The sequence below is a fragment of the Halorubrum gandharaense genome (assembly GCF_054654575.1).
On the sequence record NZ_BAAIET010000002.1, the window covers coordinates 1,086,401 to 1,097,866 of the forward strand.

11 protein-coding genes are annotated in these 11,466 nt (G+C 69.3%); 8 read left to right on the forward strand and 3 right to left on the reverse strand.

Annotated features, from left to right (window positions below; translation table 11 throughout):
* Nucleotides 1-28: 28 nt before the first annotated feature.
* Both ACYQ07_RS14525 and ACYQ07_RS14530 read right to left on the reverse strand, forming a co-directional pair.
* On the reverse strand, nucleotides 29-2,137 hold the full coding sequence (locus ACYQ07_RS14525; protein WP_459882822.1) for a DHH family phosphoesterase: 2,109 nt from the start codon (nucleotides 2,135-2,137) through the stop codon (nucleotides 29-31).
* Nucleotides 2,138-2,311: 174 nt separating this feature from the next.
* On the reverse strand, nucleotides 2,312-2,947 hold the full coding sequence (locus tag ACYQ07_RS14530) for a YIP1 family protein (protein WP_459882823.1): 636 nt from the start codon (nucleotides 2,945-2,947) through the stop codon (nucleotides 2,312-2,314).
* A 186-nt stretch (nucleotides 2,948-3,133) separates the two neighbouring features.
* On the opposite strand from ACYQ07_RS14530, the gene ACYQ07_RS14535 reads away from it, so the two are divergent.
* The 3 genes from ACYQ07_RS14535 (at nucleotide 3,134) to ACYQ07_RS14545 (ending at nucleotide 5,767) form a co-directional block, all read left to right on the forward strand.
* Complete coding sequence (locus ACYQ07_RS14535; protein WP_459882825.1) at nucleotides 3,134-3,592, forward strand: type IV pilin domain-containing protein; 459 nt, start codon at nucleotides 3,134-3,136, stop codon at nucleotides 3,590-3,592.
* 76 nt (nucleotides 3,593-3,668) lie between these two features.
* Entirely contained in the window at nucleotides 3,669-4,724 is a 1,056-nt protein-coding gene (locus tag ACYQ07_RS14540) for an N-acetyltransferase DgcN family protein (protein ID WP_459882827.1), read from the forward strand.
* The gene (locus tag ACYQ07_RS14545) at nucleotides 4,721-5,767 is read left to right on the forward strand and encodes a dipeptide epimerase (RefSeq protein ID WP_459882828.1); all 1,047 of its coding nucleotides are present in this window, start codon (nucleotides 4,721-4,723) and stop codon (nucleotides 5,765-5,767) included. The genes ACYQ07_RS14540 and ACYQ07_RS14545 overlap by 4 nt, the downstream gene beginning before the upstream one ends.
* Nucleotides 5,768-5,913: 146 nt before the next feature.
* Here the strand turns inward: ACYQ07_RS14545 and ACYQ07_RS14550 are convergent, their stop codons facing one another.
* The gene (locus ACYQ07_RS14550) at nucleotides 5,914-6,792 is read right to left on the reverse strand and encodes a PspA/IM30 family protein (RefSeq protein WP_459882830.1); all 879 of its coding nucleotides are present in this window, start codon (nucleotides 6,790-6,792) and stop codon (nucleotides 5,914-5,916) included.
* A gap of 214 nt (nucleotides 6,793-7,006) precedes the next feature.
* Here ACYQ07_RS14550 and ACYQ07_RS14555 point away from each other — a divergent pair, with 214 nt between their 5' ends.
* The 5 genes from ACYQ07_RS14555 to ACYQ07_RS14575 all read left to right on the forward strand — a co-directional run bounded on the left by ACYQ07_RS14555 (nucleotide 7,007) and on the right by ACYQ07_RS14575 (nucleotide 11,410).
* Entirely contained in the window at nucleotides 7,007-7,588 is a 582-nt protein-coding gene (locus ACYQ07_RS14555) for a small multi-drug export protein (protein ID WP_459882831.1), read from the forward strand.
* Nucleotides 7,589-7,670: 82 nt separating this feature from the next.
* A complete protein-coding gene (locus ACYQ07_RS14560; RefSeq protein ID WP_459882833.1) occupies nucleotides 7,671-8,642 on the forward strand; it encodes a sugar phosphate isomerase/epimerase family protein in 972 nt (323 codons plus the stop codon).
* Between the two features lie 40 nt (nucleotides 8,643-8,682).
* Nucleotides 8,683-9,813, forward strand: a complete 1,131-nt coding sequence (locus ACYQ07_RS14565; protein ID WP_459882835.1) for a Gfo/Idh/MocA family protein — start codon at nucleotides 8,683-8,685, stop codon at nucleotides 9,811-9,813.
* A 45-nt stretch (nucleotides 9,814-9,858) separates the two neighbouring features.
* Nucleotides 9,859-11,091: a lactate racemase domain-containing protein gene (locus ACYQ07_RS14570; RefSeq protein ID WP_459882836.1), complete on the forward strand. Its 1,233-nt coding sequence runs from the start codon at nucleotides 9,859-9,861 to the stop codon at nucleotides 11,089-11,091.
* A gap of 103 nt (nucleotides 11,092-11,194) precedes the next feature.
* Nucleotides 11,195-11,410: a hypothetical protein gene (locus ACYQ07_RS14575; RefSeq protein ID WP_459882838.1), complete on the forward strand. Its 216-nt coding sequence runs from the start codon at nucleotides 11,195-11,197 to the stop codon at nucleotides 11,408-11,410.
* The last annotated feature ends 56 nt before the right edge of the window (nucleotides 11,411-11,466 follow it).

The following is an 11,466-nucleotide window of genomic DNA, read 5'->3' on the forward strand; positions in this document are numbered from 1 at the left end:
ATAAGGTGGCGCAGGGGCGGGAGCGACCTTAGAACTGGTCGGCGACGGCGGCGACGACGGCGTCCTCGACGGCGTCGCGCTCGCCCGAGAGGAACTCGATCTTCCCCTCGCGCACGCCGGCGGTGTCGATGTCCGCGCGGGGGGCGGTCTCGGCCGCCTGCGCGGCGACCTCGCGGATCGAGAGGTCGGCGCTCGTCCGGACGTACAGCTCGTCGGTGCCGATGCCGATCGTCGCGAACGGCGAGCCGTTCGCCTCGCGGCGGTGGAGGTCGTCGAGCAGCAGCGGCGTCGGCGGGAAGTCGTACCGGTGGGTGTACTTGTCCGTGTCGAGCAGCGCGAACTCCACGCCGCCGACCTGCTCGGTCGCGACGTTGGCGGTCGCCGTCTCGATTTCGGTCTCCAGCTTCTCGCGGAACTGCTCGGAGACGTGGGCGGCGAGGTCGCCGCCGTCATCGAACAGCAGGTCGGTGACGAGCTCGCGTTTGTCCTGGTACGACTGGTAGTAGGCCTCCAGCGCGACGGCCTCGCGAAGCTCCGCGACGCGCTCGGCGTCGTAGCCGGCGTCGCGCGCAAGCTCGACGTAGCGGTCGGGGGCCTCCTCCCAGTAGCTCACGGCGGGCAGGTGGGTGAGGTCCGCGCGGATCTCGTCGTTGATCGCGGACGCGAGCGAGGCGACGAGGGCGCCGGTCGAGAGATCCCCCTCAACGTCGTCCAGCTCCGGCGAGACGAGCGTGTCGACCTGCTCGCGGGCCTCGGGATCGGCGACGGCGGCGTCGACGACGACCGCGTCGGCGTCGTAGACGGAGAGGAGGCCGAGTCCGTCCTCGGACTCCGTCGTGGAGCCGGTTCCAACGAGGAGGAACAGCGGGATCTTCTCGTCGTGGCGGTCGCGATCCTGGAGCATGCGGGTCGCGTCCTTGGTGGCCGCGTCCATGTCGTAGACGGGGTCCTCCAGCGGGCGACGGGTGAAGTAGTGGTACTCCGCGTCGCTTTTGGCGTGCTCCTCGCGGATCAGCGGGAGCGCGGCGCGCTCGACGGCGGCGCCGGCGACGTAGCCGTCGGCCGTCGCGGGGTGGCGGACGACGATGGGACGCGATTCGAGAACGGCGCGACGGATGGCCTCCGCGGCGTCGAGCAGCCCCTCGCCGAGCTCGGCGACGGCCTCGTCGCCGGCCAGCGGGGAGAGCCCCTCGGGGCGGGCCTTGTCGGTCAGCGCGTCGGCGAGCCGGCGGGAGACGGTCGCGGCCTCGTCGCCCTCCAGAACCGCGAGCGCCTCGGTTTCGACCTGGATCTCGCCGCGGCGGCTTTCGACTTCGCCGTCGATGCGGACCACGTCGCCGACCTCCACGTCGGGGTACGCGCGAACGCCGGCCTCGACGAAGGCGGCAACGTCGACGACGCCCGTCTCGTCGCGAACCTCGAAGACGGTCGGACCGCCGGTCTGTCGGGCGCTGACGACTTCGCCCTCGAGGCGCACGTCGGCGCCGACGGCGTCGGAGAGCGACTCGACCAGGACGCGCTCGCGCTCGTCCTCGGGCGCGGATTCGGCGCTCCGGTCGACCTCCTCGGCTTCCTCGACTTCCTCGACTTCCTCGGCCTCCGCCGTCTCGGCGGCTTCCTCGGCTTCTTCGGTCTCGGCAGGCTCCTCGGCCTCGACGGGCTCTTCCACTTCCTCGGCTTCCTCGACTTCCTCGGTCTCGGTCGTCTCGGGTTCCGGCTCTTCGGTCGTCTCGGGTTCCGGTTCCTCGGTCGTCTCCTCCTCCCGCTGGCGTTCCGTCTCGCCCTCCTGGACGAGCACGCCGCGGAACTCGCGTTCGGACTGGCGGATCGACCACGCGAGGTCGACGTTGCCGTTGTCACGGACGCCTTTCACCTGGACGAACACGTCGTCGCCGGGCTCCCAGTCGAGACTGTCGAGGCGCCGGTCGAGCTCCGAGCGGTGGAGCAGTCCGGTGACGTTCGGGGCGAGGTCGACGAAGACGCCGAATTCGGCGTAGCCGTCCACGGTGCCTCTGTAAAATCGGTCCGATACGAGCTGGTGGGGTGAGTCCCCGCGGAACTCGAACGCGACGTCCTCCTGGTGTGAGTCACAGACGTGACCCTCGACGGAGGCGCCACAGATGATGCAAGATCCCATTTGAGTACACGGAGTGGCCCCCGCCTAAAACGGTTGTCGAAAGTCCTCCGGGCGTGCGTGGGCGGCCGCGAGCGTCGCCGGAGCGCCGCCCGTGTCAGCCCGGACCGCAGGAGGGCTCGGCGGTCGCCGGACTCAAAAGAGGTAGGTGCCTGCCAGGGGACAGGGTCCCCGCCTTTATCCTCCAAACAGCGTCCGGGCCGCGCCGACGCTCCGGTACGCGACCCAGTAGCCCAGCATCGCCGGCGGAACGCCGGCGACGAGCGTTCGGAGTGGCGTGGTGCGGTGGACCGTGTGGAAGCCCACCAGCAGGAGGGTGGTGGCGTACCCCGCACAGACGACGCGAAGCCCGGCGACCGGCGGGCCGGCAAGCGCCATCGGCGCGCTGGCGTATGCGACGACCTGCACCGTCTCGCTGACGCCAGCACGATCGCGCAGCGAGAACCCTCCGCGGACCTCCACGCAGGCCACCAGCAACGAGAGGGTGGCGACCGCTGCCGTCAGGTGGAGCCCGACGGGTGCGGCGAGCGTCACGACGGCCAACAGCACGACAACGGCCGTGAGCAGGTCGGAGTCGGCGATCGGCGGCAGCGCGTCCGGGTCCGACAGTACGCCCGGATCGGCGAGCAGCCATCCGAGCGTGAACGCGAACGCCACGACGACGGCGAACGTCAACCCGGGTGCCTGGTCTCCCGGTCCGACCCCGTTCCGGAAGAAGCGACGCGGGCGGACCAGCACCTCGACCCACGCCCGGAGAAGGTGTCGAACCCCCCTGTCGCGTCCGCCCTCCGGGTTCTCGATCCACGTGCTCACAACGATCTCACGGTTACCTTTTTGAGAGGGGAGGATAACGGGATTGCGGTTCCGGGTGGGCGATCACCGTCGTCGTGGCGGGCGCTGCCGCACCCCCGCCGAACCGACCCAGTCTCCGCTCCGGATTATCATTTCCGATACTCAGAGCGAAACCTCTTAAGATGGGTGCAACGAACCAGTCCACGAATGCGAGGAATCCGAGACGACGACCGGGCGTTCACGCCGATGGCGGGCACCGGCCTGCTCGTGGGCGTCGTCGTGCTGCTGCTCGCGGTGGTTGGCGCCGCCGTCTTCGGGTTCATCGACGCCGTCGAGCCGCCGGAAGCGGAGTTCGACGTGAGCGAGGACGACGATGGGATCGTCATCGTCTATCTGCAGGGCGACCCGATCGCCGCGGAGGAGCTGGTCGTCCGGGGTGACGACCCCGACGGCGAGGTGCAGTTCGGCGGGTGGCCAGCCGACGGAGTGGTGGAGCCCGGCGATCGCGTCGTGATCGAGGAGGCAACCGGCAACGAGGAGGTGCGGATCGTCTGGGAGTCCGCCGCGTTCACCAGTTCCGAAGAGCTTGCGGAGTACGACGGAGAGGAGGAGGGCCGTCCCGACTGGGCGGACGACGACGGATTCGACACGGACCCGCTCTCGTAGGTCGGCAATTCACAAAGACCCGGCAGTCCACGCCGCCCCCGTCCCTTTTAAGCCCACAGCTAGCGAGTCGACGTGCATGGACCACGAGCGGATCGTCATTCTTGCACACGAGAAGTTCCCGGGCCGCGCGAAGACCGCGCTCGGCGTCATGCGGTACGGCAACCAGGACGTGCGAGCCGTGCTCGACCGCGACCGCGCCGGCGATCGAGTCACCGACCACGTCCCGGACATCGACGACGCGCCGATCGTCGAGTCGTTCGCGGACGCCCATGAGGCGGCCGACGGCGAGGTCGACGCCCTCTACATCGGCATCGCCCCCATCGGCGGCGGCTTCGACGAGTCGTGGCGCGACGACGTGCGCGACGCCATCGAGGCCGGCTGTGACGTGGTGAGCGGGCTCCACTACTTCCTCAACGACGACGAGGAGTTCTCCCGGCTCGCCGCCGAACACGGCGTCTCCCTGACGGACGTGCGCGAGCCTCACGAGGGACTTACCGTGGCTGAGGGCGTCTCCGGCGACGTGGACGCCGACGTGGTGCTCACCGTCGGCACCGACTGCTCCGTCGGGAAGATGACGGCCTCGCTGGAGATCGTCGCCGCCGCGCGCGAGCGGGGCATCGACGCCGCGTTCATCCCGACCGGCCAGACGGGGATCATGATCGCCGGCTGGGGGAACCCGATCGACCGCGTCGTCTCCGATTTCACCGCCGGCGCCGTCGAGGAGATGCTCGTAGAGAAGGGTGATGAACACGACCTGCTGGTCGTCGAGGGACAGGGGAGCATCGTCCACCCGGCGTACTCCGCGGTCACCTGCGGCATTCTCCACGGCTCGATGGCCGACGGGCTCGTGCTCTGTCACGCCGAAGGCCGTGAGGTGATCCACGGCTACGAGTCGTTCGACCTCCCCTCGATTCCGACGTACGTCGACCTGTACGAGGACCTCGCGAACCCGGTTCACGAGACCGCGATCGTCGCGGGCGCGCTCAACACGAAGGACGTCGAGAGCGACGAGGCAGCCGCCGAGGCGGTCGACGCCTACGCGGAGGCCGCCGGCGTCCCCGCCGCCGATCCCGTCCGCGACGGGGCCGACGCCATCGCGGCCGCGATCGAGGCGGAGGTCCTGAGCGAATGAGCCTCGACACCTCGTTCGAGCGGGTGGCGATGGAGCTCGACGAGCCGTTCACCATCTCCCGGGGCACCCAGACGGAAGCCGAGAACGTCGTCGTCCGGATCACGGACGAGAACGGCACCACCGGCGTGGGTGCCGCCGCGCCCGCGGGCCACTACGGTGAGACGGCCGACACCGTCGAGGCCGTCCTCCCCGACCTGCTCGCCGTCGTCGAGGAGGTGGGTGATCCGCACGCACTCCACCGGATCGAGTCGCGCATGAAGACGGTCGTCCACGATAATCCCGCCGCGCGGTGTGCGGTCTCCATCGCGCTCCACGACCTCGCCGCCAAGCGGCTCGGCGTCCCCCTCTACCGCATGTGGGGACTCGACCCCGACGAGACGCCGGCGACCTCGTTCACCCTCGGACTCGACACGACCGACCGGATGCGCGAGAAGGCGGCCGACGCCGTCGACGCCGGCTATCCGGTGCTCAAGATCAAGCTCGGCACCGACCGCGACCGCGAGCTGGTCGACGCCGTCCGCGACGCGGCGCCCGACGCGACCCTCCGCGTGGACGCCAACGAGGCGTGGACGCCCAAGGAGACCGTCCGCAACAGCGAGTGGCTCGCGGAGTACGACGTGGAGTTCATCGAACAGCCCGTCCCGGCCGAGAATCCGGAAGGGCTGAAGTTCGCCTACGAGCGCTCGGCGCTCCCCATCGCCGCCGACGAGTCCTGTATCACGCTAGCGGACATCCCCGCCATCGCCGACCGGTGTGACATCGCGAACCTGAAGCTGATGAAGACGGGCGGACTGCTTGAGGCCCGCCGGATGGTCGCCGCCGCCCGCGCCCACGGCTTGGAGGTGATGCTCGGCTGCATGGTCGAGACGAACGCCGCCATCGCCGCCGGCGCGCAGCTCGCCCCGCTGCTCGACTACGCCGATCTCGACGGCTCGCTGCTGCTCGCCGAGGACCCCTACGACGGCGTCGACCTCACCGAGGGGCAGATTCGACTGGCCGAGCAGTCCGGTGCCGGCACCGGCGCCCGGCCGGCCGACGAGTAGCCGCAGTAGCCGCGTTCGACAGCGCTCGCCGGCGGACGGAGGGTGGAGCCGCGCTGCTGATTCCGTTCGACCGTTCAAAAAAAGCGAAGACCGTTTGAGCGTCCGAGTCGGCGTAGTCGCCCGGATCTCGGGGGATTGTGACGCCGTCAGCTCCGCGGTTCGTCGGCGTCCGCCTCGGACTCCTCGAGTTCCACGTCGACCTCCGTGTCGAGGTCGTCGTCGAGCTCCGCCTCCAGGTCGTCGGTCGCGATCTCCTCCTCGATGTCGCCGAGCTCCGCCTCCACGTCCTCCTCCGCGAGCTCCTCGTCGCCGCCGCCGTCGGCGGTCTCCTTGCCGAGTTCGCCTTTTAAGGTCTCCAGCTCGGCGTCGACCTCGCTGCCGGTCGAGAGGCTTTCGAGCTCGCGGTCGAGCTCGTCTTTGTCCGAGAGCGCGTCGTCGAAGGCACCGGAGTCCTGCAGTTCGTCCATCGCCTCGGAGCGCGCCTCCATCTCCTCGGTGCGCTCCTCGGCGCGCTCGATGGAGCGCGACACGTCCTCCATCTCGTCGCCGACGCCCGTCATCGCCTCGCTCACGCGCGAAGAGGCCTCGGCGGCCTCGTACCGGGCCTTCATCGTCTCCTTTTTCGTGCGGAACTCCTCGATGCGGTTCTGGAGCTCGTTTTTCTTGTCGACCAGCTGGTCCTGTGTGTTCTCCAGCTCCGCGATCTGGCCTTCCAGCTCCTCGATCTGGCTCATCTTCGACTTCTTCTTTTCGAGGGCCTTCCGCGCGAGGTCGTCGCGGTCCTGCTGGACCGCCTCGCGAGCCTGCCGATTGTGCTTCTCGACGTTCTCTTCGAGCTTTCGTTTCTGTATCTCCAGGCGCTTTTTCTGGGTCGTGAGGTCGGCAATTCCCTGTTTCACGTCCTGGAGTTCGTCACGCATCTGTTCGTACGAGTAGTCCAGCGTCTCCGTCGGGTCCTCCGCTCGGTTGAGGAGGGCGTTCACCTTCGAGCGGATGACGTAGGAGGCGCGCGAGAGGATTCCCATACCCGTCGTACACGCTCCATCCGTTAAAACCTCATGTGGTTCCGCGCGCGTGTCACGGTCGCCGGCGCTGACGGTCGTCCACCGAGGTTGATGGCGAGGTCGATGGTAGGGTGGGGTTGCTGGTGGGGCCGGGTTGATGGTGGGGCCGACCCGCCGAGACGCACGCCGAGAGCCAGTGCGAAACGTACTTGCCCCGATCGCTGAAAGGGCGCGTATGGTCCCGTTCGAGTCGGTCCCTCTCCTCGTCGATGTCGGTAGCGCGCTCGCGGACGCCGGCGGCATCGTCCAGTACCTCCTCGTGTTCCTGTTCGCGGCGTTTCCGTGGGTCGAGATCCTGGCCGTCATTCCGATCACGATCGGACTCGGGCTCAGTCCCGTGCTGGTTGGGACGGTCGCTTTCGCCGGAAACGTCGGTTCCGTCTACGTCCTCCTGGTGTTTCACCGCCGGATCGCCCGCTGGCGAGCCCGCCGGCGCAGCGACGACGACGCACCCGCCGACGGCGCGCCCGACGACGCGTCCGCCGACGCTCCCGATGAGTCTCCAGCCGGCGAATCGAGAGGGTCGGAGAAGCGACGGTACCGGTGGGCACACGACGTGTGGGACCGATACGGGCTGCCCGGACTCACGCTCGCCGCGCCCGTGTTGACGGGCGTCCACATCGCGGCGCTGATCGCCCTCGCCGCCGGGAGCACCCGCCGTGCCGTCGCCGTCTGGATGACCGTCAGCATCGCGCTCTGGTCGGTCGCTCTCGTCGCCGGCTCCGCATACGGCGTCTCGCTGCTCGGCCTGGGGTGAGGCCGTCACTCTCGGTCACCCATCGGCACTCACCATCACATCTTCCTGAAGGTTTATTCGGTGTGTAGTACAACGCCCACGCATGGACATCGGTGTGTTAACTGTACCCTTGGGTGGAGAGTCGCTGGACGAAGCGCTGGCGTACCTCGACGATATCGGCGTCGACGCCGTCGAGCTCGCCGTCGGCGGGTGGCCCGGCGAGGACCACCTCCCGCGCGGCGACTATCTCGACGACGAGCGCGCACAGGCGGAGCTCGACGAGCTCCTGAACGAACACGGGATGCGGGTTTCCGCGCTCGCGACGCACAACAACCCGCTCCACCCGGACGAGGAGCGCTCGGCGGAGGCCGACCGCGAGCTCCGTGAGGCGATCGAGCTGGCCGACCAGCTCGATGTCGGGACCGTCACCTGTTTTTCGGGATTGCCGGCGGGCGCGCCCGGCGACTCGACGCCGAACTGGGTGACGGCGCCGTGGCCCACGGAGCACGCCGAGGCGCTCGACTACCAGTGGGACGAGGTGGCGATCCCCTACTGGGAGGACCTCGCGAAACACGCCGAGCACCACGGCGTCGACGTGGCGATCGAGATGCATCCGAACATGCTCGTCTACGAGCCGACCGGGATGGTTGCGCTCCGGGAGGCGACGAACGAGCGGATCGGCGCCAACTTCGACCCCTCACACCTCTACTGGCAGGGGATCGACGTGACGGAGGCGGTCCGCTTCCTCGGCGAGCACGACGCCATCCACCACGTCCACGCGAAGGACACGAAGGTGTACGAGGCGAACAGCCGGGTGAAGGGCGTGCTCGACACCGCGCCGTACACCGACGAGCCCAACCGCTCGTGGCTGTTCCGGTCGATCGGCTACGGCCACGACGAGGGCCACTGGAAGGACCTCGTCTCCACGCTGCGGATGGTGGGGTACGAGGGCGCACTCTCGATCGAACACGAGGACTCGCTCACCTCCTCGCGGGAGGGACTGGAGAAGGCCGTCGACGTGCTCGACCGCGCCGTCTTCGAAACGCAGCCCGGCGACGCCTACTGGGCGGAGTGAGAGAGCCGACGATGACAACTCGGACCACTGAGGACCAACGATGACACAGGAACCACTCAAGATCGGCGTACTGGGGTACCGCTTCATGGGCAAGGCGCACGCGAACGCGCTGGCGAGACTGCCGATGTTCTTCCCGGACGCGCCCGCCGTCGAGCGCCACACGCTCGTCGGGCGCGACGAGGAGGCGCTCGCGGACGCCGCCGAGCGGTTCGGATTCGCCAACACCGAGACGGACTGGGAAGCGGCCATCGAGGAGGTGGACGTCTTCTACAACCTCGGCCCGAACCACGTCCACGCGGAGCCGTCCATCGCTGCGCTGGAGGCGGGCGTCCCCGTGCTGTGTGAGAAGCCGCTGGCACCCTCCTTGGAGGAGGCCGGCGCGATGCGCGACGCCGCCGCGGCCGCGGACGTGCCTGCGGGCTGTGCGTTCAACTACCGGTTCGTCCCCGCGATCCGGCACGCGCGGAACCTGATCGCTGACGGCGATATCGGCGAGATCCGGCAGGTCCGCGGGCGGTATCTCCAAGACTGGCTGGTCGATCCGGAGGCGCCGTGGGCGTGGCGGATGGACGCCGACATGGCCGGCTCCGGCGCGCTCGGCGACCTCGGTGCACACACGATAGACCTCGCGAACTTCCTCGTCGGAGACGAGGTTGGCGGCGTCGACCGCGTGTCGGGCCACCTGCAGACGTTCGTCGATGAGCGCCCCGTCTACGACGATGCGGGCGAGGTCGAGGAGTACCGCGACGTGACCGTCGACGACGCCTACACGGCGCAGGTCGCCTACGAGTCGGGCGCGATGGGGAGCTTCGAGGCCTCGAGGTTCGCGACGGGCCACAAGAACGACCACACGATCGAGGTGCACGGCTCGAAGGGCAGCCTCAAGTTCTCGCTGGAGCGGCTCAACGAGCTGGAGGTGCTCCGCGAGGGGAACCGCGGCTACGAGACGGTGCTCGTCACCGACGAGGACGACCCCTACGTCGGCAACTGGTGGCCGCCGGGCCACGTAATCGGCTGGGAGCACACGTTCGTCCACGAGAACTACGAGTTCCTCACCGCGGTCGCGGAGGGCGGCGACTTCTCGCCGTCGTTCGCGGAGGGGTACGCGGTCCAGGAAGTGCTCGACGCCGTCGAGCGCGCCGACGCGCGCGGCGAGTGGGTGGACCTCTAGGCCGTCCCCGACACCCCTTTATCAGCCCAAACGCACGGGGCGTGTATGCAGATCCCATACGGCGAGGGCGAACTCGACATCGACCTCTCGGCGTACGACGTGACTGTCGCGGAGCCGCCGGGCGGCGAGGCCGTCGACGTGCCGGCGGCCGCCGAGGCCGCACTCGACGACCCTCACGGGCCGGCGCTGGAGACGCTCGCGAGCCCCGACAACGAGGTGGCCGTCGTCGTCACCGACGTGACGCGGGACACGCCCGATGACGTGCTGCTCGCGGAGCTGCTCGACCGACTCCCGGTCCCCCGTGAGAACGTCTCGGTGACCCTCGGGCTCGGGCTCCACCGCCCGATGACCGACGAGGAGATCCGCGACGGGCTCGGCGAGAACGCGGACCTCGCCGTGAATCACGACCCCGACTCCGTGGTCCAAGTCGGCGAGCTCGACCGCGTCAATGGCGAGGGGACCGTGCCCGTGGAGGTGAACCGCATCGTCGACGACGCCGATCTCGTGGTCGCGACGGGCATGGTCGAACCCCACCAGTACGCCGGCTTCTCCGGCGGCGCCAAGACCGTCGTGATCGGCGCGGGTTCGGAGTCGATGATCCGGTACACGCACGGGCCGGAGATGCTCGGGGAGCCCGGCGTTCGACTCGGGCGCGTCGACGACAACCCCTTCCGCGAGGCGCTGGACAAGGCCGGCGACCTCGCCGGCCCCGACTTCTGTGTCAACGTCACGCAGGGTCCCTCGGGCATCCTCGGCGTGAGCGCCGGGCGGCCCCGCGACGTGGTCCACGAACTGGCGAGCGTCGGGCTCGACGCCCTCTCCGTCGATATGGCCGGCGAGTACGACGCCGCCATTACCGGGGTTCCCGCCCCGAAGGACGCCAACCTCTATCAGGCGAGCCGGGCGGCGACGTACCTCTGTCTGGGGCCGCACAATCCCGTCCGGGAGGGTGGCCGCGTCGTCGTCCCCGCGCGGATCCCGGAGGGCGCCGGCGAGGGAACCGGCGAACAGCGCTTCTACGAGCGGTTTAAAAACGCGTCGAGCGCGGAGGCGCTGTACGACGAGATGCGCGAGGGGTACGAGCCCGGCGCCCAGCGGGCGTTCGTGGTCGCCCGCGCGCTCCGGCGCAACCCGGTTCACATCACGAACTGCGACCGCCCGGACGTGGTCCGGGAGTGCCTGATGACGCCGCATGAGACCGTGACGGAGGCGCTAACCCCCGGCGACCGCGTGTTGGTCGTCCCCGACTCGCTGCACACGCTGGTGACGGCGCCGTAGGCTGGAGAGAGTGGGGCGGGACGGGGGTCACCCGGTGTGAGAACTACCCGCAGACACTCGCCGGACCGCGTCGCCTATAAGGGGGCCCGCCCTCGCCCGTGGCATGCCCGACTCGCCGCCACAGCGCCTCTCGAACGTCGGTACGGGGCGGCTGGTCGCGTACGGCGCGCTCGTCGGCGGTGCCGCCTACCTGCTGGCGGTAGTGTACGGCCCCGGCGGGACGGCGGAGCGGCTCGCGGTCGCCGCGCTCGTCGGCGCGACCTACGTCGCCGTCGTCCACGCTATCGGCGTGTTGCGAGCACGACGCCCGGTTGAGTGAAGCGCCTTATAAGCGGTTTGTGAGCAGGGTGTGCAGGAGGGCGTTTCCAAAGCCCT